This window comes from Psychrobacter nivimaris, from assembly GCF_009812035.1.
In the GTDB taxonomy this organism is placed as follows: Bacteria; Pseudomonadota; Gammaproteobacteria; order Pseudomonadales; family Moraxellaceae; genus Psychrobacter; species Psychrobacter nivimaris.
This window is the reverse complement of sequence record NZ_VZIZ01000022.1, coordinates 71,079-97,373: the sequence shown is the minus strand read 5'-3', so window position 1 is coordinate 97,373 and position 26,295 is coordinate 71,079. Positions and strand designations below refer to the sequence as shown.

At 42.3% G+C, this 26,295-nt stretch carries 21 protein-coding genes and 1 other RNA gene; 18 read left to right on the top strand and 4 right to left on the bottom strand.

Annotated elements, in window-relative coordinates:
* Positions 1-170 precede the first annotated feature (170 nt).
* From FQV37_RS10000 to FQV37_RS09980, 5 genes are read left to right on the top strand one after another with little or no spacing between them, the layout of a single operon-like run.
* The gene (locus tag FQV37_RS10000) at positions 171-422 is read left to right on the top strand and encodes a hypothetical protein (RefSeq protein ID WP_160022744.1); all 252 of its coding nucleotides are present in this window, start codon (positions 171-173) and stop codon (positions 420-422) included.
* Entirely contained in the window at positions 415-1,020 is a 606-nt protein-coding gene (locus tag FQV37_RS09995; protein WP_160022742.1) for an HNH endonuclease signature motif containing protein, read from the top strand. The genes FQV37_RS10000 and FQV37_RS09995 overlap by 8 nt, the downstream gene beginning before the upstream one ends.
* Positions 1,017-1,592, top strand: coding sequence for a hypothetical protein (locus tag FQV37_RS14160; protein ID WP_205962080.1), 576 nt, complete (start codon positions 1,017-1,019; stop codon positions 1,590-1,592). The genes FQV37_RS09995 and FQV37_RS14160 overlap by 4 nt, the downstream gene beginning before the upstream one ends.
* A gap of 1 nt (position 1,593) precedes the next feature.
* Entirely contained in the window at positions 1,594-2,373 is a 780-nt protein-coding gene (locus FQV37_RS09985; protein ID WP_160022740.1) for a GIY-YIG nuclease family protein, read from the top strand.
* Positions 2,374-2,384: 11 nt separating this feature from the next.
* On the top strand, positions 2,385-2,618 hold the full coding sequence (locus FQV37_RS09980; protein ID WP_160022738.1) for a carbamoyltransferase HypF: 234 nt from the start codon (positions 2,385-2,387) through the stop codon (positions 2,616-2,618).
* A 114-nt stretch (positions 2,619-2,732) separates the two neighbouring features.
* On the opposite strand, the gene ffs is transcribed toward FQV37_RS09980, so the two are convergent.
* An RNA gene (gene ffs, locus FQV37_RS09975) (signal recognition particle sRNA small type) lies at positions 2,733-2,829 on the bottom strand.
* Positions 2,830-3,137: 308 nt separating this feature from the next.
* Between ffs and FQV37_RS09970 the strand changes: the two genes are divergently transcribed.
* Complete coding sequence (locus FQV37_RS09970) at positions 3,138-3,854, top strand: SIMPL domain-containing protein (protein WP_102091728.1); 717 nt, start codon at positions 3,138-3,140, stop codon at positions 3,852-3,854.
* 118 nt (positions 3,855-3,972) lie between these two features.
* Here the strand turns inward: FQV37_RS09970 and FQV37_RS09965 are convergent, their stop codons facing one another.
* The gene (locus FQV37_RS09965; protein WP_160022736.1) at positions 3,973-4,716 is read right to left on the bottom strand and encodes a DUF4124 domain-containing protein; all 744 of its coding nucleotides are present in this window, start codon (positions 4,714-4,716) and stop codon (positions 3,973-3,975) included.
* Positions 4,717-4,917: 201 nt separating this feature from the next.
* A complete protein-coding gene (glnA, locus tag FQV37_RS09960) occupies positions 4,918-6,327 on the bottom strand; it encodes a type I glutamate--ammonia ligase (RefSeq protein WP_057760355.1) in 1,410 nt (469 codons plus the stop codon).
* A gap of 827 nt (positions 6,328-7,154) precedes the next feature.
* Between glnA and FQV37_RS09955 the strand changes: the two genes are divergently transcribed.
* From FQV37_RS09955 to FQV37_RS09935, 5 genes are all read left to right on the top strand, one after another.
* Positions 7,155-7,778: an anthranilate synthase component II gene (locus FQV37_RS09955; RefSeq protein WP_160022734.1), complete on the top strand. Its 624-nt coding sequence runs from the start codon at positions 7,155-7,157 to the stop codon at positions 7,776-7,778.
* Between the two features lie 98 nt (positions 7,779-7,876).
* Positions 7,877-8,998, top strand: a complete 1,122-nt coding sequence (gene trpD / locus FQV37_RS09950; protein WP_160022732.1) for an anthranilate phosphoribosyltransferase — start codon at positions 7,877-7,879, stop codon at positions 8,996-8,998.
* A gap of 170 nt (positions 8,999-9,168) precedes the next feature.
* Entirely contained in the window at positions 9,169-10,038 is an 870-nt protein-coding gene (gene trpC, locus FQV37_RS09945; protein ID WP_160022730.1) for an indole-3-glycerol phosphate synthase TrpC, read from the top strand.
* A 108-nt stretch (positions 10,039-10,146) separates the two neighbouring features.
* Positions 10,147-10,878, top strand: coding sequence for a Smr/MutS family protein (locus tag FQV37_RS09940; protein ID WP_102093003.1), 732 nt, complete (start codon positions 10,147-10,149; stop codon positions 10,876-10,878).
* 207 nt (positions 10,879-11,085) lie between these two features.
* Positions 11,086-11,718, top strand: a complete 633-nt coding sequence (locus FQV37_RS09935) for a DNA-3-methyladenine glycosylase family protein (protein ID WP_160022728.1) — start codon at positions 11,086-11,088, stop codon at positions 11,716-11,718.
* Positions 11,719-11,779: 61 nt separating this feature from the next.
* Here the strand turns inward: FQV37_RS09935 and FQV37_RS09930 are convergent, their stop codons facing one another.
* Complete coding sequence (locus FQV37_RS09930; RefSeq protein ID WP_420877005.1) at positions 11,780-13,705, bottom strand: mechanosensitive ion channel family protein; 1,926 nt, start codon at positions 13,703-13,705, stop codon at positions 11,780-11,782.
* A gap of 497 nt (positions 13,706-14,202) precedes the next feature.
* On the opposite strand from FQV37_RS09930, the gene FQV37_RS09925 reads away from it, so the two are divergent.
* From FQV37_RS09925 to FQV37_RS09895, 7 genes are all read left to right on the top strand, one after another.
* Positions 14,203-16,095 (top strand): TonB-dependent receptor plug domain-containing protein, encoded by a 1,893-nt coding sequence (locus FQV37_RS09925; RefSeq protein WP_160022724.1) that lies wholly within the window; start codon positions 14,203-14,205, stop codon positions 16,093-16,095.
* Positions 16,096-16,448: 353 nt separating this feature from the next.
* Positions 16,449-17,873 (top strand): adenosylhomocysteinase, encoded by a 1,425-nt coding sequence (gene ahcY / locus FQV37_RS09920; protein ID WP_160022722.1) that lies wholly within the window; start codon positions 16,449-16,451, stop codon positions 17,871-17,873.
* Positions 17,874-17,886: 13 nt separating this feature from the next.
* Positions 17,887-18,735 (top strand): methylenetetrahydrofolate reductase [NAD(P)H], encoded by an 849-nt coding sequence (gene metF / locus FQV37_RS09915; protein WP_160022720.1) that lies wholly within the window; start codon positions 17,887-17,889, stop codon positions 18,733-18,735.
* A gap of 300 nt (positions 18,736-19,035) precedes the next feature.
* Positions 19,036-19,902 (top strand): 16S rRNA (uracil(1498)-N(3))-methyltransferase, encoded by an 867-nt coding sequence (locus FQV37_RS09910; protein ID WP_160022718.1) that lies wholly within the window; start codon positions 19,036-19,038, stop codon positions 19,900-19,902.
* A 153-nt stretch (positions 19,903-20,055) separates the two neighbouring features.
* Positions 20,056-21,768 carry a putative bifunctional diguanylate cyclase/phosphodiesterase gene (locus FQV37_RS09905; RefSeq protein WP_160022716.1) on the top strand — a complete coding sequence of 571 codons (1,713 nt, stop codon included), beginning with the start codon at positions 20,056-20,058 and terminating at the stop codon, positions 21,766-21,768.
* Between the two features lie 594 nt (positions 21,769-22,362).
* Positions 22,363-24,156: an acyl-CoA dehydrogenase C-terminal domain-containing protein gene (locus tag FQV37_RS09900; RefSeq protein WP_160022714.1), complete on the top strand. Its 1,794-nt coding sequence runs from the start codon at positions 22,363-22,365 to the stop codon at positions 24,154-24,156.
* A gap of 348 nt (positions 24,157-24,504) precedes the next feature.
* Positions 24,505-26,289, top strand: a complete 1,785-nt coding sequence (locus FQV37_RS09895) for an acyl-CoA dehydrogenase C-terminal domain-containing protein (RefSeq protein WP_160022712.1) — start codon at positions 24,505-24,507, stop codon at positions 26,287-26,289.
* Positions 26,290-26,295 lie beyond the last annotated feature (6 nt).

Sequence of the window (26,295 nt, the reverse complement as noted above, 5' to 3'; positions counted from 1 at the left end):
GCAGTGCGGGCTAATACACTGACGCGCATAGCTAGATGGTGGCGTACAACTACTAGCAGCCAAGATTGACACTCCTTACGTGTGAAAGCATGTTGCTCTGAAAAAGCAGTCGAGGCAAAGCCGATTGACCTACGAGACAGGTCATCTATTTACTAATGAGGATAATAAGAATGAGTAATACACGTAGAGATATTCACGCGGTTATTGGTTTTTCGCACGATATGCTGAACAACTTAATGAATCCCGATCTAACACCCGAGCAGCTAGACGCTGAGATTGCTAGAGCAAAGGCCGTTACCCCTATTATTGCACAAGCCATTGATGGTGAACGCGTTATCAATGAGCGCGTAAAGATTGTCAGTGAGTACGCCCCTGAAAAGGTGGTCGATGTCATGCGTAATCAGGCGCTCGGTTATGATTAAATGCAGCGTTTACAATAAAGAGTTAGTTGATTGGGTTCGTAGCAATCAAAAAGGCATATCGAGAGCTGAGCTTACCGCCAGGCTAAATAAGCGGTTTAATACTGATTTTAGCGTTAATGTCGTTTCATCTTTTTGCAGACGATGCGGATTTAAGAGTGGCGTTAATGCTGGTCAGCTTAAAAAAGGCGGCACACCTTGGAATAAGGGCAAGCCGCACCGCACCAATTCCGACTACTTCTTTAAAAAAGGTCATGGCGGATTTAAGACAAAAGAAGTCGGTGCTGAGAGATTTTGCAGTAAAGATGGTTATGTGATTATCAAGACCAAGCAGCCGCGAACCTGGCGACGTAAGCACGTTGTTGTATGGGAGCAGCATCACGGGAAAATACCGCAAGGTCACTGCATACGGTTTTTAGATAATGATCGCACTAATTGTAATATTGATAACCTGGTGTGTATTCATCGTGGCGCAAATGCTGTTATAAATCATCAAAATCCTGCCAACAGCGATAACCCTGACGTTAATCACGCAATCATACTTACTGAGCAAATCAATCACACCATTAAAAATATAGATAGATATAGGAGTGCAATATGAGTAATTTACAGCCGTTGAAGTGGGTTGACCACACTACAGTTGATTATATAGACCATAGAGCGCAGGGCGCAGGTGTTTTATATCGAGTGTGCCATTTTGCAGACAAGTTTAGGGTTTATTGGGTCGACTCAATGGGTGGCAGCGATGGCAACAAGGAGTTTGATAGCTTGGACGAGCTAAAGCATTGGGTTGATACTGACCATTACCCTCACAAGATGCAGCCGTATGTTAAGCCATCGCCTACTAAGGTGCTTGAACTAACTTATGACTACGATGACGGATATTTCACCGTGCTTATGACGACTGATAAGCAAGTTGCACTTGATTTTATCGAGAGCGTACAAGTCCATGATGCTGGTTTTGCTAAATGGCATGGTATCAAAGATGATGCTGACGAAGCGATTGCTGATCGGTACAACGACACTCACCCACTCAAGCCGTATGCGAGTAAGATATTTAACTCGCTATATGAGGATAGTTTTAGCGAATGGGCAATGTCATATGCGGGTAACTCTCTTGTATCGCAGATGAGCATTATTGAGCATAAATTATTTGTAAAACAAGGAGAGTGATGTGAGTAAATTACGACGACTGCGAGTTGACCAAGTAGCTGACAAGGTAGCTTTGCCTGATTTTATAGATGCAGAAATGCTGGGCCAAAGGCTAACTACTACTGCTATATCGAAGTTATTTAGTGTAGGCGGAATGGCGGCCAGTAGTTATATCTATAAACTCGAAAGAGAGGACCGACCGCTGTCCTTTATAAAAGAAAGCTGTAGCAATGTCCACGGCTTTAGAAAACTGTTTTTAGTAAGTGATGTTTTAGATGCTGCTATCAAAGACGGAATACCTATCGGCGCCCCAAAAAAGAAAGCCGAAAAAGAAAAGACCGAAAATTTGACGCTGACGCAGAAAAGACTAAAAAGCGAAATATCAGAGTTAAAGCAAATAAAAGCGGATTTGCAAAAAGAGCTTAAATTGATGACCGGCAATCTGTCAGATATTGCACCTGTACTTAGTCAAACTAGATTTTCTTTGGTGCCGCAAGCGGACTTGATAAAAAAATCGCTGTCTTACGGTGATGCGTGTGGCGTCTACTTCTTAATTAAAGATAGCGAGATTGTCTATATAGGCCAAAGCATAAATATAGCTAGCCGTATAACGCAGCATAGAGATAAAGAGTTTGACAGTGTTAGTTATGTTGCTTGCCATAGATCAGAGTTAGACGTACTAGAAAGTTTATATATTTTAGCTTACAAACCGCCGCTTAATGGCGTGGCAGGTGGCAACGGCGATAATAGACCATCAACACCAATATCGCTACAAATGATAATCAGCAAGTGTAAAAGATAGGAGGAGGCAAAGTGAATAACGATAAAATCAATTTTTCCGAAAACCCTGACGCGCTTACATCGTTAAAAAATGTTGCTAAGTTTTTCGATGTGACCAATCAGACTATCAAAAACTGGTACAAGGCAGGTAAGTTTCCATTACCGGTGGTAAATCCGCTAGACGACTCTAGCAGCTCTCATAAGTTTTTTAGAAATAAAGATTTGATAGAGTTTCAAGAGAGCTTAACTTACGAAGAACCCGCTTAACGCGGGTTTTTTTATGTCTAAATTTTAGCTAGTGGTAATCAAAGAGGTAATCAAAATATCGTTATTTGTACGCATTGCTATACAAATCAACGTCTTACAGAAATGAAAAAGCGACTCCATCAGCACATCCTCGGCACACACTATAACTATTACCGTTGCTACCTTCCGGTCCTGGCGGGATTCATAGAACAATGTTGCGAGGCTACCAATGGAGCCACCAGTCGCAAATTATACAAGAAATTTTTAATTTTACAACCCCTATCTTAAAACTGTTTGCTTTAGACCCTAAATAGCACTGTTAATCAGTTCATTATCTTATGTCAGCAATGTATGAGCACAAATTATATCAGTAACTTAGGTCACAAAATTCTCACAGCAACTTATATGAATTTTGCTATTTTAGTGAATGAAGTTGCACCCATGTCGATTTCTAGAGAACAATAGGGACGACTTTTCATGTATAAATGAGCGTTGATAATTGTCATTTATATATTATTAGAATCAACTTAGGAGATAATAATGAAAAATACTTTATTGAATAAAGCAGCACTAGCTTCTGGTACGGTTTGTCTCATGACAGCGATGATGGGTAGCGCCCATGCAGAGCCAACAGGCTATGATCAACTGACATTTCAGACAGAAATAAAAGAAGAGATTCAGAACGATGAAGTACGAGCCAGCTTGTACAAGAAAGCACAAGCAACTGACTCTAAGACTTTAGCTACAATGCTTAACACCTCAATCAACAATGCCATGAAAATTGCCAAGCGCTACCCTAGCGTGACCGTGAGCACAGGGCAACAGCGCACCTATCCACGCTATGACAAAAACGATAAAATCATCGGCTGGACAGGTCAAGCAAACATAGATTTAAAAAGCACAGACTTTTCAGCGACTAGCCAACTAATTGCTGACTTACAAGAAACCTTGGTGATGGACAATCTTAATTTTGGCGTATCAGATACCAAAAAAGATGCGCTAGAACAAAAATTAATGACCGAAGCTTCTCGCGCTTTTCAGCAGCAAGCTAAGAGCCTTACCCGCGCTTGGGATGCTCGTGGCTACCGCGTCGTCAATGTTAACCTAAACACAGGTAGCAACTATCCACGTCCGATGTATAGCGCTATGAGCATGAAATCAGGAATGGCAGACGAGTCAGTACCAAGCCAAAGCTTTGAGTCTGGTAATAGCACTATTTCGGTGACTGCTAACGGTACCATCGAGTTAACTAAATAAGACAGCTTATAGTTAAAATAAGTGATTTACATTAAAAAAGGCAAGCATCGTTAACGGTGCTTGCCTTTTTATTTTGCTAGCGATATCTATCCATTATATTCAATCATTATTGAGACCATTATTGTGACTGAGCAACTTCCTGTTGACGCAGCTTTAACATCAATTTTTGATACCAAGCTAGCTTTTGATAAGCCAATAGCTGCGCTGCCTTTCTTTTGTTGTCTTGCAATGTGGTTGTATTTTGAATCACATATACAGTACGTGTGATTTGCTCAAGTGTTTGGCCAGTTTCGCTTTGTATAATGGCCTTAATTGTATGAGTACCTGGCAAAACATCAACAGTAGCAATAGACGCGCTCAAACCTTGTGCAACCTCTTTATCATCAAAATAAATACGGGCATTATCACCTGCCTGTAACGCAGGCTTAATCTGCACATTGACATCGATATTCTGTACGGGACGACGATAGGCTCTCTCTTCGCTAGGTTCAGTAATGGCTAACTGATAGTTTACTGGCGTGGTAACCTTAGTATTTATCGCAGGCGACTCAGTAGCAGTCACTGTCTGCGACGCATTTGATGATTGGCGACTTGTATTAGGATTGGTTGTCGTATTCAGACTAGTTGACGTGCTCGTCTCATTACCCGTCGTAATAGCCATTTGACTGACTTGTTTGCCAACTTGCTGCTCATAATCCTGTGGACGGTCGGTAAAAGTAACTTGACCGGTTTGCTCATCGACCACCTTATAAATGGGTGCAGCATTCGTGAGAGATGTACAAAGACTAGCGAGAGCAACCGTAGTCCATAACCCAACTCTAATCTTATCCTTCAAGAAACTCGGTTTTGCTAATAAAGTCATAATCCATCAACCTAGATAGTGTCTACTATTAATATAATTTTATAAAACTATTATGCGTGAGTTTTGACATGAAATCAGTAGCGATTTCAAAGAAAATTCAGCAATTGGACTGATACACTTTATTAATACGCATAAAAAAACCAGCCAAGTTAACCTTAGCTGGTTTTGTGACTCAAAATAAATGAGTGTTTTAGCGACTAATTAGCAGCTGTAGTACATGTCAAATTCAACAGGGTGTACAGTTACGTTCAAACGTTGTACTTCTTCTTCTTTCAAAGCGATAAACGCTTCTAGCATGTCTTCAGTGAAGACATCACCTTTTAATAAGAAGTCATGATCGTCACGCAGTGCTTGCAATGCAACATCTAAGCTCTCTGCAACCGTTGGGATTTGTGCTTCTTCTTCTGGTGGCAAGTCATACAAGTTTTTGTCAGCAGCTTCACCTGGATGCATTTTGTTTTGGATACCGTCAAGGCCGGCCATCAACAATGCAGCAAACGCTAAGTATGGGTTAGCCGTTGGATCAGGGAAACGTGCTTCTACACGTACCGCTTTCGGGCTGCTTACGTGTGGAATACGAATAGATGCTGAACGGTTAGATGCTGAATAAGCAAGTTTAATAGGCGCTTCATAATGAGGAACTAGGCGCTTATAGCTGTTCGTTGATGGGTTGGTAATCGCATTCAACGCACGAGCATGCTTGATAATACCGCCAATGAAATACAATGCTGTTTCAGACAGACCAGCATACTCATCACCAGAGAATGTGTTTACGCCGTCTTTTGAGATTGACATATGTACGTGCATACCTGAACCGTTATCACCAACGATTGGCTTAGGCATAAAGGTCGCTGTTTTGCCAAACTGATGCGCAACGTTATGAACAACATATTTCAATTGCTGAACTTCATCCGCTTTACGTACCATCGTGTTGAATGCAACACCGATTTCAGATTGGCAAGAAGCCACTTCATGGTGATGAACTTCAACCGAACCTTCACCAACGATTTCTTCGATGCGTTCACACATAACAGCACGCATATCATGTGAGCTATCGATCGGTGGTACTGGGAAATAGCCGCCTTTCACACGTGGGCGATGCGCCATGTTGCCCCACTCGTAAGTCTCGTTAGTCGACCATGCTGCTTCTTCAGCCGTGATTTTATGACTAACGCCAGACATATCAACTGACCATTTAACATCGTCAAATACAAAGAATTCAGGCTCTGGACCGAAGTAAGCAGTATCACCGATACCAGTAGACTTTAAATACTCTTCAGCGCGACGTGCGATAGAACGTGGGTCACGGTCATAACCTTGTAGCGTTGATGGCTCGATGATATCGCAAGTCACTACCACAGTCACCGCGTCAAAGAACGGGTCAACAAAAGCAGTTTCTGGATCAGGACGCAAGATCATATCTGACGCTTCGATACCTTTCCAACCAGCGATTGATGAACCATCAAACATTTTGCCATCTTCCATGACATCTTCATCAACGGTATGCGCTGGGAAGCTGATGTGCTGCTCTTTGCCGCGTGTATCAGTAAAGCGAAAATCAACCCATTTAGCATTAGAGGATTGGATAAGATCTAATAGTTTATTCGACATGAATAGTCTCCGTTGTGTTGATCACGTAATTGCGATTTAAAATTATTAATATGATGTTCTTGTCCAAGAATGTCAGATGTGCTCTCAATACTAAAACAGCGCATTCGATATTATGCTTATTATCAGCACTATTTTACGTATTAGTCAAGATGCTCATCTAAAGCGTTTACTCAATCAGACCAATATTTGTGCACATGGTCCAACATACGCCAATTCAATCCTAACGACATTCTAGCAATATATAACTCATAATGCTGAACTCTTCGGGCTCTTGTTAATAATTATTTTTAGACCAGTTTTTGGCTTTAAAAATAACCATAACAGCAATAATGCAAAGGCTATGCCAATGTATTAACACTCTGATAACAGATATAGTTATAGATAGATTTAATTATCAATATTTACAGTGATTTATACGATTAATATCGTTATATATTCATTAATTCTCATCTAGTTCAGTTTTAGAATAGCACTTAATTAGAGCACCAGTTGAGAACTAAACGCACTTAATCGGTGCAAATACAAGTATGTTTATCGTTATAATGCTATTTACTGGTGCAATGCTAATAGTTGAATTTATAACATTGTCTCTGACTACATTATTTTATGCGTCAAAAAAATAATAAAAAATATGTTTTTACTTGGTGCTTACTTAGATAGCCCGTACCCTACATTTGATAGAGAACAAAATAGTGGTAAGATAACCGCGCGCAATAACCCCCTCTGTTATAGTCATAGCTATTTATGTTTGGCAATCAAGTGACTCGATAACAGTGAGAACCAATTTTATGTTAAAAATATAATAAAACTGATAAGTTGAAGCCTTAATGATTTTGATGATCGATAATTACGATAGCTTTACGTACAATATCGTACAGTACTTCGGTGAGCTAAAGCAGGACATCACTGTCTGGCGTAATGATCAGGTCAGCATTGAGCAGATTAAAACCCTTGCACCTGATGTTATTGTGATTGGCCCAGGTCCGTGCGATCCTGACCGTGCGGGTATTTCTCTGCAAGCCATTGAGACATTTAAAGGGGTTATTCCTATACTGGGTATTTGTTTGGGTCATCAAGCGATCGGTCAAGCCTTTGGCGGTCAAGTGGTTAAAGCTGGCGAAGTCATGCATGGCCGCTTATCAGCTATCTATCACAACGAGCAAGGCGTGTTTGCTGGATTACCTAATCCGTCACAGGTTACGCGTTATCATTCGCTCGTCATTGACAAGACAAGCCTACCAGACTGCCTTGAACTCACCGCATGGACACAGAATGCTGATGGTAGTATTGAGGAAATCATGGGTATTCGCCATAAGGAGCTGCCTGTAGAAGGCGTCCAGTTCCATCCTGAGTCGATATTGAGCGAAGCAGGTTACCAATTACTCAATAACTTTTTACAGACTCATGGCTTGGCTACTCTGACATCCGATGAGCTACCACAAGTTGGCTAGATTTGACTAAAAGCACCTTGGTAAAAAATGCTGCTTTCATAAGCCTATGCCAAATTTCACACAGATTCATATAAAAAATAATAGTAAGTGAGACCATAATGAGTACGACAAGAATAGAAGAAACGCATACGCCAGAGAGTATTGCAAAATTGTCTGATGAGCAAATACATCAACTGTTAACCACAGCTTTGGGTAGAATATTTCAACACATCGATTTAACTTTTGATGAGATGTATCAAGTGATGCTGATTATCATGCAAGGTAGATGTAGCGACGCTATGATGGGCGCTATCTTGACGGGACTACGTATGAAGGGCGAATCCATTGACGAGATTACTGCTTCAGCCAGCGCCATGCGTGCACTAGCCGCCAATATTGAACCAAAGAACTGTGATTATTTGGTAGATATCGTTGGTACTGGCGGCGATGGTGCTAACTTGTTCAATGTCTCAACTGCATCGGCATTGGTTGTTGCGGCAGCTGGTGCACAAGTTGCTAAGCACGGCAATCGCGGCGTCTCGACCAAATCTGGTAGTTCAGACTTACTTGAGCAAGCAGGTATCAGTCTTGCGCTCACGCCAAAGCAGGCGAAAGACTGTATCGAAAACCAAGGTATCGGGTTTTTATTTGCACCCAATCATCACAGCGCCATGCGTTATGCCAACCCTGTACGCCGTGAATTAAAAGCGCGTACCATCTTTAATATTCTGGGCCCATTGACCAACCCTGCTGGCACGCCAAACTTAGTCATCGGTGTATTTACTGCGCAGCTATGTGAGCCGATTGCTAAGGTGATGAAAAACTTAGGCGCACGTCATGTCATGGTAGTAGGCGCAAAAGATGGTCTTGATGAAATCAGTCTTGCGACTTCGACCACAGTCGCTGAGCTAAAAGATGGCGAGATATCAGTCTATGACATGATGCCAGAAGATGCGGGTATCGAGTCCCAAACCCTTATTGGCCTCGATGTCGACTCTCCAGCACAAAGCCTTGAGTTGATTCGTGCTGCGCTATCTGGAGCCGACACTCATGACCGTGCCGTACTTAAAGCACGTGACATGATTGCGCTAAATGCAGGTGCCGCGATATACACTGCAGGACTTGCCAGCAACTACCCTAACGGTGTTAGCCGAGCACAAAAAATCATTCAAAATGGCGATGCTTTACTCAAACTTGAGTCTTTAGCCAACTATACCCAACAGCTAGTCGCTCAAGGTTAACTTATAAGCACTCATCTACTGTCTATAGTCAAAGAAATCTAAAACGGATACAAGGCAGCCAACCACAGATTGTACAAATCGTACATCTAGGAAGGGAAACGCCGTATCCGCTTAGTAATTACTAATAGCTCTCTGACTGTATTTACATTTAACGATATTCGGATACCAGTATGACCACAACCCATTCAGACATACCATCAGTGCTACAGCGCATTGTCACCACCAAAGTAGAAGAAGTAAAAGCCGCTCGCGAAGCATTGTCTTTAGAGGACTTGAAAGCACAGGTCGCAGCTGATGATAAACCGCGTCGAGGTTTTGCCGCGGCATTACGTGCTGCTGGCACTAAAGGAAATGGTATCGGTATCATTGCTGAGATTAAAAAAGCCTCACCGTCTAAAGGCATTATCAATCATAACTTTACCCCTGCTCTATTTGCGCAGCAGTATGAGCAAGCGGGCGCTAGTTGTCTGTCTGTATTGACCGACCGTGATTACTTTCAGGGCGATGACATCTATCTTATTCAAGCAGCTAATACCTCAAGCTTACCGATATTACGTAAAGACTTTATGATTGATGTCTATCAAATCTATCAATCTTACCTAATGGGCGCTGACTGCATCCTCCTCATTATGGCTTGCCTAGATGATGCGCAGGTACAAGAGCTACATGCACTCAGTACTGAGCTTGGTATGGACGTATTGATAGAAGTACATACTCAGTCTGAGCTTGAGCGTGCGCTACAGTTGCCACGCTCAGCGCACAATATTTATGGTATCAATAACCGTGATTTGAACACCTTCGATGTTGACCTGCAAACCACGCTTGATCTTAAGAATATTTTAAACGACGCACTCGCTGCTGATAGTGCTGAGCAAAAACCACTTATCGTGACTGAGAGTGGTATTCATAGCAGTGATGATATTCGTCTCATGTTAAATAACGAGATTCAGCACTTTTTGATCGGTGAGCAATTTATGAAAACTGATCATCCTGGGCAAGCGTTACAATCCTTACTTGCGAGCGTCGCAGCAGACGGGTAAAGTAACTCAATAATTTATGCTTAAATAAATGCTCAATAGCTTGAACAATGTCTATGCTATATACACAGTTCAATCAACCATTCATCAATCAACGATACGTTAACTTTTATGTCAAACTCTCTGTTTTCAAAAGAAATGCAAGACCAGCTCAAAGAACTCAAAGGCCAGCTGAGCAAGGGCCGTGATACTAATTCACCTGAAGGTGAGAATCAAAAGCCAACTGAGCCGGTGTCGCTACCGACTCAAAAGCAAGTAAAAAAGACAGTCAAGCAGCTAGATAGTGAACATATCGATGACGATAAAGTTCTGTTTATGCAAGCCATGCACGGTGTCAATCAGCTAGAAGACAAAAATGTTCGCTCACCTGCCAGCGCAACTAGAGCAGGCAAACCTGATGCAGCGACACTATCAAAACGTGCTGCGGCTCAAGGTAGTGAGGCCAGTGATTTAGGCGCAGGCTTGTCAGATATGCAAGCACTACTGAACCCTGTTGCTGCTGAAGCTTATTTGTCTTATAAGCAACCAACACTGCAAAATAAAATCTTTGATCAGCTCAAAAAAGGCAAGCTGCGTTGGTATGATGCGGTAGATATCCATGGCTGTACGATAGAAGAAGCACGTGAAGCGATGACTCAACTATTGAGCCAAGCCAAGCAGAAAAACGAAACCATGGTAAAAATCGTCCATGGTAAAGGTAGCGAAGCGATTCTAAAAACCTGTATCAATGGCTGGTTACGTCAATTGCCAGAAGTACTGGCATTTTGTTCTGCTCCACCAAAAGATGGTGGTAACGGTGCTGTACTAGTACTACTTAAAAAACCTAAAGCAGATGGCGAATAGGTCTATTGTTAGTGATACGGTACTACATAAAAAGGACTGCTTATTTGCAGTCCTTTTTTTATCAATCACTTATGGTCTAGACGTAGACTATAACGATGTTTCCTTTAATGAATGCTCTCTTTCATGTACATTCCATTTAATCTGAGCTTCTCACCCTCTATTAGTATATTGACTGAAGCACCTTCTAATTAGCAAAGCGAAATCACTATGAATATACAGACTATTGAAAACATTAACGAACTAGAACAGCAGATTGCTGCGCTGATTGCCATTGAACCAAGGTTTGCTCCTGTCCATAAGCAGGTCGGTACACCTAACCTTAGGCATAATGCAGGTGGGTTTGAGCAGTTGATGAGAGCGATGGTCGGTCAGCAGTTATCAGTTGCCGCCGCTGCCAGCATTTGGAAACGGTTGGTTGATGCAGAATTAATCACTCCGCAAGCTATACGCGAGGCGACAGATGATACTTTGAAGACACAAGGATTGTCTAAGCAAAAAACTCGTTATGTGCGTTCATTAGTAGATCATGATATAGACTTTGCAGCCTTAGAAACCTTGCCAAATGAAGAGGCCATAACAACCTTGACAGCTGTGACAGGGATTGGACGTTGGACAGCTGAGATGTATTTACTATTTTCGCTAAAACGTACAGACATACTCGCTGTCGATGATTTGGCCATTAAAGTTGCAGCCATGGAGTTGTTAGGCTTAGCAGAGCGCCCAACACCCAAGCAGCTTAAAGATCTAACTCAGCACTGGTCACCTCATCGCAGTGCTGCCAGCCTATTGCTTTGGTCGTACTACGGCTCATTACGTAATAAAACCGCAGTACCTTTATAACTAATAGAGCAAAAAACATAGCTAGTGTTATTCACTAGCATTCGTGAGCAAAAAGTCTCTTTTAAGGCTGGTTCCATATAGAAAAGCCAGATTTGTTTTTAGTGTGCTTAAACTTACTTTTTCTTAGCATATGACTTTTATGCTTTAGTGCCTTAAGCGCACCACTTCTGCTGACGGTCGCCATAGAGAATTTGTGGTGACTTGCAACATCATTTTTAGCCTTGTCACTATCTTTACGAATATCAACGCCATCGTCGTTGTAATCTTTCCTGTATACGCTTGTGTTTACTTCCTTGTTATCAGACACTTCATTATTAGCAGAGTTACTACTGTTGTCTGATTCATCTCCTTCTGCTGATTCATCAGTGCTACTTCCCACATGATGTTCAAGCTCCGTTTGATTAACAATCAACTGCTGAGTCGGCAATGCATGTTCTACTTTATATTTCGCGACTTTCTTTAATATATCGACAAACAAAGCGTTTTGTTTGTCATAGAACTCAATGATACCAATAGCATTCACATAAGCTTGCAACTGAATAACATAGCAATCTTGGCGCAGCTCTAAAATATTGACCTGATTCCACTCCTGATTGGTCAAATCATGCGCTTTTATAAATTCATCCAAGTCATTAACCATTTTGAATATTACGTCAAGATCAGCGGTACGCTTAATATATAAGTAATGGAAAAAACGAAACATATCACGCGAGGTAAAGTTTTCAATTTGCATCGATGAAAAATCACCGTTTGGCACCGTGACAACGGTCCGTGTCAATGTGCGCACACGTGATGAGCGAATACCGATGTCAATAACAGTGCCTTCATAAGTACCAAACTTACAATAGTCACCGATACGTACTGGTGAATCCGCGACGACTACGACACTACCAACGAGATTTTCAATGGTTTTTTGTGCACCAAGTGCCAATGCCAAACCACCCACACCCAGTGCAGCAATACCCGTGGTTAAGTCAAAACCCAAATTACCAAAAATGACAATGACCGCAAATATTAAGAGTAGCGCTTTGACGACTTTTCGCATCAATCCCAAGATTGAGACACGCTCAGTATAGTTTTTCTTATAGCTTAGATTTACCGCTCGAGTAAATATCGCATCGATCACTCGTAATAGCAGCCAAGTTAGCGCAAGCCAAGAAGCAATATCAGTAAAGCGATTGACTGGTTCACGCAGCGTGACGGACACGCCTGCATAGACCATCACTTCAGATAAGATCAGCGCCATAATAACCACAGAAAGCGGCAGTATCACTTTGTCCGGTAAAGGCAAAGGCACACCGCGCACACGAGGATAAACAATCCTCAATAGATGGTATAACAGCCATACTGCGATATAAGTCAGGACAAAGCTACTCACAATCATGGATAGCGCAGCGACCAAATCAGCCAGCTGATAACCAAAGAGCTTTTTGCCATCTAATGAATCCACCGTATAGCGCGATACCAAGGTCGGCTCTGAGTTTTCTATCACTTCCGGTATAGAACTCAGCGTCTCACTCGAGAACTGCCAATACTGCTCGTTCTCCTTGGAGACCACTCTTTCTAGTAACAACGACACACTTTTTTCACCGATGTTAATCACACCGACATTTTCTTGACTTGGTGGTAGTTGATCGGTGAGATTGCCCTCAGGGGTATTACTGATTTGCAAATCAGGTTGGAATCGCCCACCCGCATCGAGCGCTTGTTTAAACTGGCGTACGACAGTCGTTGGATTATCAGACTTGGATAAATTTAGATAGTTACTTGCCAGCAAGTAGTCGTTTTCGCCCAGCGCACTGATAAAACCCTGTACAGTATGACGCGGCGTATCTCGGCCAAACGAATCAGGCAATGGCGTACTTACTGTCTCTCCACTACTGTCATTACCCACTCCAAGCGCACCAGCCTCGACAGCATAAGCATTATTTGGCAAGGCAATGCTCAACAGCATAGTCAATAATAGCATTGCGACTATAAATGGCATCTTAGTAATAGCAGAGAATAAATTAGGCGAAGGACTGGGAGTCAGATTATGCTTGATAGACAAAACAAACCTCTTAGTTTAAAAATGGCATGATAAATGACAGGTGGCGTCCATACTATAGTAACAATTATTTATAACAGCAGTGCTTTTGATTACGCAATTTTGTAGCTAACTGTATTAATATTCGGTTTCTTACTCTAGGTGCGCTTCTAATAGTATGTATCTTTAAGGATAGGCTTCTCAGATAGGGTTGAATTATTTCTCCTAGAATATATAAGTAAAGTAACTTTTAATAGACTATTTAGTAGGCTAACATGAGTAACATTCAGCCTAACCTGAATAAACATTAGGTTAAAGTAGTTTATAAAGCAGGTTAATTTGTAGATAATGAGCGCAGTTTTGCTTATATACTGTTTTTTGTAACTTTTGACCCTTTTTACGTCATAATAGTTACCTCTCATTTCTGCATTTTTAACTTGATTACTTTGGAATCGACTATGTCTGTATCACGTGCATCTTCACGTACCTATCTTCGTTTAAGTATTTTGAGCGCGCTTGGCTTACTTGCAGTAAATACTGCAATGGCAGCCATTTCTGAAAACGCTTCCATCAACGATAGCAATTTGCCACAAGTTGAGCTTGATGAAATTGTCGTGACAGCCACTCGCACACCTACTAAGACAAGTAATGTAATTGCGCAAACACGAGTAATTAATAAAGAAGAGTTACAACGTTATCAAGGTCAAACTGTTTTGGACGTACTCAAACGTCAGCCAGGCATTGCTTTTAAACAAAACGGTGGTCTTGGCGCTTCTTCAAACTTTTATATGCGCGGCTACGATAGCAAACAAGTCCTCGTATTGATTGATGGTATACGTTATAGCTCAGTCAGTGCTGGAGGCGCCGCGTTAAACTTGCTACCTGCTGATCAAATTGATCGAATTGAAGTTCTCTATGGTGCATCAGGTTCTAGCATCTATGGTGCGGATGCGATGGGTGGTGTGATTCAAGTATTCACTAAAGGCAGCAATATAGATCGAAGTAGCATGTCAGTTACCGCAGGTATCGGCTCAAACGATCATTACGTATATGGTGCGAGCGCACAACTTGCCAATACTAATGGTACTACATTAAGCCTTTCAGCCAGTCACAACGAAACAGATGGTATCAATGCGACCCGACCAGATCCCAGTAATCAAAACGACCCTTATAACAAAGACGCTGATGGTTTTGAGAGCGACAGTGTAAGCCTAGCAGTCAATCAGCGTTTTGGCGATACGTTACTGACAGGTGCTAGTATCTTGTATAGTAAATCCACTACTGAATATGACGACGGTATTTTTGAAGACGTTCATGCTGATCAAGAAAACGGCGCAGCGCAAGCTTATGTCGACTGGCAATATATGCCTGATGCCTCTGTTAAGCTCCAATATGGTCACTCTGTTGATAAAAGTGAGTCTTATGCTAAGTATCCGAATGTATTCGATGGTACTCAAGACCAGATTAGCTTAGTTGGTAAAAACAAGCTGCTAGCTGGTGAAGCTGTTTATGGTCTCGAATACCTCACTCAAGACTTAGACAGTACGGCTTACAGTATTGATGACCGTAATGTCAAAAGTGCCTTTGCTGGCTATGTCGTCGCCAATGACCGCTTTGATGCTCAAGCTAACCTACGCTACGATGATGACTCACGCTATGGTGATGAAACCACCTATAATTTGGGCGGTGCGATGCATCTTAGTCCTAATTTTCGTGTTGGTGCGAGCTATGCTAAAGGCTTCCGCGCACCTGTCTTTAATGATTTAAGCCCTGCATATGGTGGCGATCTTAACCTTAACCCTGAGACTAGCGACAACTATGAAGTATTTGCTCAGTACGATAGCACTCGGCACAGCACACGTCTGACAGGTTATCGCAGTGATGTGGATAATTTAATTGCTTACTCTAATTTCAAAGCAAAGAATATCAATAGCGCTAAGATTGAAGGCATATCATTAACCTCTGACTGGGAAATGAACGACTATCTGTTTGGCGGCAGCTATGATTACCAGAAGGCAAAAGACAATAGTGGTGGAAGTGATGATGGCAACTATCTTCCCTATCGCCCTAAGCATCAGGGATTGGTATATGTCGGATACCGTCTACCAAGTTTAGATATACGCGCTGAATATCAGTATGTGGGAAACTATTACAGCAGAATTACCAATACTGACGCTCAATTTGTGGACAATTATGGATTGTTGAATATCAGTGGTAACTACAAACTTACTGATAACTTGTCTATGACTGCACGTCTAAATAATATTACTAACGAAGATTATATAACAGATATTGGCTATAATACTGACGGTATTAACTACTTTACCTCTCTAACCTACAACTGGTACTAAGTTTAACTTAGTCTGATTAAAACCATCTGAACTAAAATAAAAAAGGTCATCTAAAGGTGGCCTTTTTTATGGCTATAGATTCCTGTTTAAAGTTTTATCTGCATAAGCCGTCAGCTATTTATCTCAGTCAATAGGTGACAATTAACCACTCATCTATTACAATAACGACCTCCGAGAGGTGTTGCGCCATAATAGTGATTTACTGCATTAACATTCTATAGTTATGCAATCACAGGTTATGTTAGGCTCGGTTAACTGTCGAGAGTCCATATTTTTGGTCGCTCACAGCGCAAACAACGGCACCTGCGTTTTTATTCTTTTTATCATTCGTTAACCACTGATAGGAGCATATTATGGACGCAGTGTCTACTACACCATCTGCCCATACGATCGATCCCTCTTTCACTGACTACAAAGTCGCTGACATCAGCCTTGCTGATTACGGCCGCCGTGAAATTACCCTTGCTGAAGCCGAAATGCCTGCCCTAATGGGTTTGCGTCGTCGCTACGAAGCAGACCAGCCGCTTAAAGGCGCGAAAATCGCTGGCTGTATCCACATGACCATTCAGACAGCCGTACTTATCGAGACACTCGTCGCGCTTGGTGCTGAAGTACGCTGGACATCATGTAATATCTTCTCAACTCAAGACCATGCTGCTGCTGCAATTGCTGCTGCTGGTATCTCTGTTTATGCTTGGAAAGGCGAAACAGAAGAAGAGTATGAATGGTGCCTACGTCAGCAAGTCCATGTTGGCGGCGAAGCATCAGGCCAACTTTGGGATGCTAACTTAATCTTGGATGATGGCGGTGATTTGACTGCTTTGATTCACAATGATTATGCAGAGCTTCTTGATAACATCCACGGTATTTCAGAAGAGACCACCACTGGCGTTCATCGCTTGGTTGAGATGCTTGGTAAAGGTACGCTTAAAGTACCAGCCATCAACGTCAACGATGCAGTTACCAAGTCTAAAAACGACAACAAATACGGCTGCCGTCATAGCTTAAACGATGCTATCAAACGCGCTACCGATATGTTCCTTGCTGGTCGCCGCGCTTTGGTTATCGGTTATGGCGATGTAGGTAAAGGCTCTACACAAAGCTTACGCCAAGAAGGCATGATCGTACGTGTCTCAGAAGTCGATCCTATCTGTGCCATGCAGGCATGTATGGATGGTTTTGAAGTCTTATCACCATACATCGATGGTGACAACACTGGCGGCGCAGACAACATCAACAAACGCTTGCTTGAAGACACTGACATGATCGTCACGACCACTGGTAACTACCATGTTTGTGATAGACATATGCTAGCAGCTCTTAAGCCTGGTGCTGTGGTATGTAACATCGGTCACTTTGATACCGAAATCGACACTCAGTTTATGCGTGATAACTGGCGCTGGGTTGAGATCAAGCCACAAGTTCATCAAATCTTCCGCTCAGACGATGAGAACGATTATTTGATCTTGCTTGCTGAAGGTCGCCTAGTAAACCTAGGTAACGCAACTGGTCACCCATCACGCGTTATGGACGGCTCATTTGCCAACCAAGTATTGGCTCAAATGTATCTGTTCGAAGAAAAATTCGCTGACCTGCCAGCTGACCAACGTACTGACAACCTATACGTAAAAGTATTGCCTAAGAAGTTAGACGAAGAAGTGGCCGCTGCGATGGTTGCAGGCTTTAACGGTACGCTAACTAAGCTGACCCAAAAGCAAGCTGAATATTTGGGTGTGCCAGTTGAAGGTCCATTCAAGCCTGACGCTTATAAATACTAAAAGGAGCCTGACTGTGAGTAAGCCTGCTTTCTCCTTTGAGTTCTTTCCTGCAAAGACCGAGCAAGGTCACGAAAAGCTTCTCAGCACTTATGATGAGCTTAATAAGTTGTCACCAGCTTATTTTTCGGTGACTTACGGTGCGGGCGGTTCAACCCGTAGCCGCACCTTAGATATCGTACAGGCACTAAGTACGCGTGGTACCACTGAAATCGCACCGCACATGTCCTGTATTGGTGATGACAAAAGTGAAATCGCTGAATTGCTTGAGTATTATAAGACTTTAGGTATTAGACGCTTAGTAGCGCTACGCGGCGACTTGCCATCAGGTCAGGTGGGCATGGGTGAACTACCATTTGCGGTAGATTTGGTAAAGTACATTCGTGAGCATTCAGGTGACCACTTCCATATTGAAGTGGCCTCCTACCCTGAAATGCACCCACAAGCGCGTAGCTTTGAGTTTGATATCGATAATCTGGTAAATAAATACCAAGCTGGTGCCAATGCGTCGATTACCCAGTTTTTCTACAACGCTGACAGCTATCTGTACTTGCGTGATAAGTTAGAGAAACGCGGTATTGATACAGTAGCTCAGCCTTTGGTCGCTGGTATCATGCCAATTACTAATTCAAGTAATCTCTTGCGTTTTGCTGATAGCTGTGGCGCTGATATTCCGCGCTATGTACGTAAGCAGTTGACAGATTTTGGTGATGACAGTAAGGCTATTCGTGAGTTTGGCTTTGATGTGGTTTATCGCTTGTGTGAACGCTTGATTGCCGAGGGCGTACCTGCCATGCATTTTTATAGCATGAATAAAGTCGAGCCAAACAAACGCTTAGTAGAAGCTTTGGGATTGACTGCTTAAGCACTTAAGCATTCTATAATATCCTTTAATCATTCTTGAATACATTATTAATGACTGGCGCTTCTAGGAGCGCCAGTTTTTTATTGTCAAAATTTTGACCAATAACCCTTTACCGTTTTATTCATACACTTTATCTTATTTGATTTTTAAAAATTTCTTCACTGTGTAATAATGCTGCTCTAAAAATAATTATCTTTATTAAGAAAAATTCTCATAAAACAAATGTCATTAATTGTCTCAAGTGATATTCTATAGATCTAATAATAACTATACTCAATCAAATAATAGGAATAAGACCACGTGCGACGTTTTTTTTATGCCGTTAGCAACGACAACGCTGATGCCTCAGCACTACCTAAATTGGGTGAGTTACCGATAGGTAGCAATGTCGAATTACCCGATAGTATTGTTCATCACTGGTGCCGTGTACTACGAGCCAATATTGGTGATCAAGGGATTTTGTTCGATGGATTTGGTGGCGAATATATAGTAGAGCTACAGGCAATCAGTAAAAAAAATGCCACTGCTACTTTGCTTACACATATAGACGACGATCGTACGCCGCCTACTATCACTCAGATTGGTTTGGTAATGAGCCGCGGTGAGCGTATGGACTATGCTATCCAAAAAGCAACTGAGCTTGGAGTGACTGCCATTCAGTTGCTCAGCAGCCACCATGGCGAAGTCACATTAAAACCTGCTCAAGTAGACAAAAAACTCGCACATTGGCAACAAGTGGCTATCGCTGCCTGTGAGCAGTGCGGTCTCAACCGCCCACCGTTGATTCTCTCCCCTTTGTCTATTAATGACTGGCTAAAATCTTTAGATTCTGATACTTCTAATAGACAGCTGACCGTTAGCCCCATTGTTGCTCTGCTCAGTCAAGATACTTATTATCAAGCCTTACTACAACCTGCAGACCTGTGTATGCAAATGAGTGTGCCAGCAGCGGGGCAGCCTGCAATGCCTGATAACTTACTCCAAATCCTTAAACAAGAAACCCCTTATATTAAATTACTGATTGGCCCTGAAGGCGGTTTAAGTCCTGATGAGCGTCAGCAGGCATCATCCGTTGGTTTTAGACCTTGGCAAATTGGTCCCAGAGTACTACGTACCGAAACAGCACCCGTGGTCGCACTGTCTACCTTGCATGCATTAAGTGTTTGATAAAACTGATAAATAATGGAATAACAATAGCATTTTAGATCATTTACACCTACTATCTAAGAGCCTGCTGTTTTTTATTTGTCACTGATTAAGCATGCCTTGATAGTTCAATTCTTATTTCCTATAAGCCATTCTCTTTTGTGAGATCTTATTATGAGCAATTTTGAACCCTTGTCAGTATTGACCAAACAACAATTAATGACCGAACTGTGCGAACGCCTCGAAGATGCCATATTTATATTAGATAGCAATTTACGCTATCTATCTGTTAATGCCAGCTATGAGCTTATGATAGGCTATAAAGAGGCCTTTTTGGTTGGTCGACCACTAGGTATTTATGCTGCTGAGTTTTTATCAGTTGAAGAACAGTCTATTTTAAGAGACATCCATCACAACTTAGATGAGCACGGGTTTTATGAACTTGATTTTTCGATGGCCAACCGTTATGGACAGAATATTGACTGTCATATTACTTATCGCAGAATTTATATAGATCAAATGGCTTATCATATTGGTATGCTGCGTGATATGTCTGCAGTTATTAAAGATCAAAAACAGGTCGCCCATTTACTCAACTATGATCAGCTCACAGGTCTCCCTAACCGCAAGGTATTTTTGAGTCAGACAAGTGACATGCTATTGGATAGTTACCAAGAGGTTGTCCTTGTACGCTTAAACATTGACCGTTATCGCAATCTTGCCAGCCTATTAGGGCCTGATGGTGCCAATGATTTAATAAAAAACTTTGCAGAAGGAGTCGAAAAGCTCAAACTGCATAATTTACGCTCCTTTTCTCACTTTGGGGGTGATGATTTTGCGCTATTATTTGAAGTTAAAGATGCCAATATGGTACGTCATCAGCTAGACACACTCATGCAAATGTGTGAGCGTCCCTTCTCTACTGACAAGAGCCATGCGACAGATGCAAATATCTATTACCATATTTCTGTGGGTGTGAGCTGTTTTCCAAAAGACGATAACGAAGTAACGGGTTTATTGACCAAAGCAGAAAAAGCATTGGACTATGTCAAGCAGCATGGAGGCGATGATATACGTTGGTACGATGAGGCCATTGAAAGCGCTACCGCTGGCAGTTTAGAGTTAGAATCTGAGCTTAGGACTGCTACCATTGAAGGTCAATTCGTTCCTTATTATCAGCCAAAGTTCTCATTAGAGACTGGAGCTATCACAGGCTTTGAAGCATTGGTACGTTGGCAACACCCTACTCGTGGATTGCTCAAGCCCATTCATTTTATCAATGCCATTATCGCGCATAAGCTCTCCTTTGATTTGTTTTCGCAACTGGCCATTAAAAGTGTCAAACAACTCTCCCTTTGGCAACAGCAAGGGTTTCATCAACACGTCTGTATCAACGCTGATGCCGCGGAATTTAGCCACCCTGACTTTTTTGATATGGTGAGCACACTACTGACCGAGAATGACGTTGCTGCCCATCAGTTACATATCGAAGTGACCGAGTCGTCTTTGATTCAGCGTCATGATAATGTAAAAAAACAGCTTAACTCGCTTAGAGAGCTTGGCGTACGTCTAGCGCTCGATGATTTCGGTACTGGTTATGCGTCATTGAGCTACTTGCAAGAATACCCATTTGATTTTATCAAGATTGATAAGAGCTTTATCTCCAATATTGAAACCGATCGTACCCAGCATGCGATTGTAAAAGCCATTTTAGACTTAGCAGTCGCCTTAGACATGCAGGTCGTTGCTGAAGGTATCGAGACTGAGCAGCAGCGCGATGTGTTGTTAGATATGGGTTGCAAAATTGGTCAGGGCTATTGGTTTAGCAAACCCGTGGCTGCTGATGTCGCCACTGCTATGCTGATTAAACAAAACACTTCTGAGTAAATGCTAAGCTATTCGCTATAACTTATTAACCATAAGCTACTATGTTCAGACTCCTAGCATACGAGCATGTTTAATGTTTATCGCATTTATACCTGTGAAATAACTTACAGGCTCGGTTCTACCAAATAGTGTTGTAATTTATACCGATGCGTTTGTCTTTATGGCGAACGCTATTTTTTTGGCTGTCGTTTTGTCACGTTAATACTAATCATATAAAGGACTATCTGTCTTAGTAACGTTAGAGTTTTCATATGCTTAATGCTGCTGCTTCCTAGCGCCTAACGTCGATTGCATAACCGATGCAAGATAGGTTCATGACTTATCAGTCCTGTCACCAAACTTGTATAATCACCTATGAAAGCCTATCTTTTATAGTGAATTTGTTAGAGCACATTTAATCTTTCTTTGACTCTGACAATCACCACTCTTTTTAACACTATTTTATGTAATCGATAGCATGGTTGACCTGCTTTACTGTTTATCATTTATTTAGATTTCCAGACTGGCTAGGTAAGAATAACGCACTAGAGGATAGTGCGACCATATGCTCATTATTGGCTATACTCGGTTACATTACAAAAAGGACAGGAAGTTATGCAATACAAAGCGCCCTTACGTGATATCCAATTCGTTATGCATGAACTACTCGATAGTGAAAGCCACTACAAAACTTTGCCTGCGTTCCAAGAAGCTGACCGTGAGCTAATGGACAGCCTATTTGAAATGGCTGCAAGCTTTGCTGAAAACGAACTGTCACCATTGAATCAAAGCGGTGATGCTGAAGGCTGTAAGTTTGACAATGGTAAGGTCACCACGCCAAAAGGCTTCAAAGAAGCTTATGATGCGTATTGTGAGCTTGGCTTCCCTGCTTTATCTGCTGAAGAAGATTTTGGCGGTCAAAACATGCCGTTCTCATTATCTACTGTCATCAATGAAATGGTTGGTACGGCTAACTGGTCATTCTCTATGTACCCTGGCCTATCACATGGTGCTATTCAAACCATCGAGCATCATGGTACTGACGAGCAAAAACAAACCTATTTAGAAAAAATGGTCACTGGCGAATGGTCAGGCACCATGTGTCTTACTGAAGCGCATGCGGGTTCTGACTTAGGTATTATCCGTACCAAAGCTGAGCCTAAAGAAGATGGGAGCTATAGCATCACTGGTCAAAAGATTTTCATCTCTGCCGGTGAGCATGACCTAACCGGTAACATTATTCACATTGTATTGGCTCGTCTACCAGGCGCACCTGCTGGTACCAAAGGTATCTCGTTGTTTATCGTCCCAAAAATGACGGTTAACGCAGATGGTAGCGTTGGCGAAAGCAACAATGTCGTTTGTGGCTCTATCGAACATAAAATGGGTATCAAAGCCTCTGCAACTTGTGTGATGAACTTCGATGGCGCAACAGGTTACTTGATTGGACCTGAAAACCGTGGCCTACAGTGTATGTTCACCTTTATGAACGTGGCACGTATCGGCACTGCCGTGCAAGGTTTGACTGCAGCAGAGTATGCATTCCAAGGTTCATTGACTTATGCAAAAGACCGCTTAGCGATGCGCTCACTATCAGGTACGAAAGCACCAGAAAAAGCGGCTGATCCTATCATCGTACATCCAGCGGTTCGTAACATGCTATTGACTGAAAAAGCCTTTGCTGAAGGTGGTCGTGCGCTAGTTTATTATCTCTCACATTTTGCAGATACCGTCGCAAAAGGCGAAGGCGAAGAGTTGAAGTTTGCTGACCAAATGTTATCACTACTGACACCAATTGCTAAAGCGTTCTTGACTGAAACAGGTTTAGAAGCTGCTAACCATGGTATTCAGGTTTATGGTGGTCATGGTTTCGTTAGCGAATGGGGTATGGAGCAGAACGTACGTGATACGCGCATTTCTTGCTTATACGAAGGTACCACAGAGATTCAAGCGCTTGACTTGTTAGGCCGTAAAGTCCTAGGTTCACAAGGTAAGCTACTTGCTAACTTTGTAAACGTTATCAAAGAATTCTGTGAAGAAAACAAAGAAAATGACGAGATGGGTCAGTTCATTCGCCCACTTGCCAAGCATCTTAAAGAATGGGGCGATTTGACTGCACGCATCGGCATGCAAGCAACTGAAACGCCAGATGCTGTCGGCGGCGCTGCAGTAGACTATATGTATTTCAGCGGTTATGTAACTCTAGCTTACTTATGGGCGCGTATGGCACTGGTTGCTCAAACTGCTATCGCAAACGGTACTGGCGAAAAAGCATTCTATGACGCTAAAGTTAAAACGGCTCAGTTCTACTTTGCTAAGCTATTGCCACGTACTACTACGCACGTACAGCGTATCAGCACTGGTGTAGAGCCATACATGAGCATGGACGTTGATCAGTTTGCCTTTTAATTAAAGCGCTAAACTTCGCTATCGTATAATCTTGAGCGGCAACATACTTCGGTGTGTTGCCGCTTTGTTTTGCAGATACTTATGACAACTATCAACATAGTTTTGACTATAGCAACTGTCTATAAGTACCGACCCGCCTACCTTCTCACATTATAGTTATCAGCGAGGTGTCTATAAGCACTTCAATAGCCGTTGCTAACTTTTGGTGTACGCACAATTCACGAAGAAATACACTCGCTCACAAGCTTATTTGTTAAACTTTGATTATTAATCGCTAAGGTTATACCAAAAGAACAGTTGATAATCTTAACAACTTCAATTTTAATTATTTGAACCAAAGGAATGTTTATGGCTGTTTATAATGCCCCTCTTAATGACATGCGCTTTATCTTAAATGACGTATTCAAGGCGCCAGAGTTTTGGCAAAACAACGAAAACTTGGCTCATGTCGACATGGAAACTGTCGATATGATTTTAGAAGAAATGGGAAAACTGTCAAAAAACATTCTACTTCCTATTAACCGTAGCGGTGATGAAGAAGGCGCAACTTTCGAGGGTGATGGCGTCGTCACGACTCCGACAGGATTCAAAGAAGCCTATAAGCAATATGCTGAGTCAGGCTGGGTCGGCTTAAGCGGTAATGCTGAATACGGCGGTCAGGGCTTCCCTAAAATGGTTACCATGCTCACCGAAGAGATGGTTTTTACTGCTAACCAATCATTTGCTCTGTATCCAAACCTAACGGTTGGTGCGACGCTTTGCTTAAATGCGGCTGGCTCTGAAGAGCAAAAGCAAACTTATCTAGAAAAAATGTACAACGGTGAATGGGCTGGCACCATGTGCTTGACAGAGCCGCATGCTGGTACTGATTTGGGTATTATCAAAACCAAAGCCGTGCCTAATGATGACGGTAGCTATGATATCTCTGGTACCAAAATATTTATCACTGGTGGTGAGCATGACCTTACTGACAACATCATTCATTTGGTATTGGCAAAAACACCAAATGCACCAGAAGGCTCAAAAGGTATCTCGCTATTTGTCGTACCAAAATTCTTGGTCAATGCAGATGGTAGCTTAGGTGAGCGCAACACATTAGCGGTAGGCTCTATCGAACACAAAATGGGTATCAAAGCCTCTGCGACTTGTGTCATGAACTTTGATAATGCCAAAGGCTGGATGGTTGGCGCGGAAAATACTGGTCTATCATCAATGTTTATCATGATGAACTATGAGCGTGTCACTATGGGCTTGCAAGGCCTTGGTGGTTCTGAGCTTGCTTATCAAAATGCAGCGTTATATGCCAATGACCGTGGTCAAGGCCGTAGCGATACTCAGCTACAAAGCCCAGAAAAACCTGCTGACGCTATTATTCATCATGCTGACGTCCGTCGTATGCTATTGAACGCCAAAGTAAACACTGAAGCATCGCGCTGTTTTGCGATGTATGTTGCCAAAAACCTTGATGAAGAGAAATTTAGTACCGATCCTGAGTCAGCCAAAGCGGCTGCAGCTCGTGTTGCTCTATTAACACCAGTTGCTAAAGCGTTCCTGACTGATAAAGCACTAGAAGCCACTGTTGATTGTCAGCAAGTATTTGGTGGTCATGGCTATATCCGCGAATGGGGTATGGAGCAGATCGTTCGTGATACACGTATTGCGCAAATTTATGAAGGCACCAACGGTATTCAAGCGCTTGACTTACTAGGTCGTAAAGTTGCTCGTAACAACGGCAAGTACGTCACTCACTTCTTGGGTGAGATTCGTGACTTTGTTAGCAACATGCAAGCAGACCACGCTATTAAACAAGCTACGTTAGATGCAGCGGATACCATCGAAGAGCTAACCACAACTGTGCTTAACAACATCGGCGAACGCAAAAACGAAATCAATGGCTGTGCGGTTGACTACATGCATGCGTTTGGCTACCTCGCCTACTCGTACATGTTTGCGTTGATGGTAGAAGCTGCTAATGGTAAAGAAGGCGAGTTTTATACCAATAAAGCCAAGCTTGCTGACTATTTCGTCGGTCGTGTCTTACCGCGTATCGATGCTCATGCACAGATGGTCAAAGCTGGTAGTGACCCAATGATGAACTTTGATCTTGCTTATTTTGATGTTCCTGCAAGCTAAGTTAGC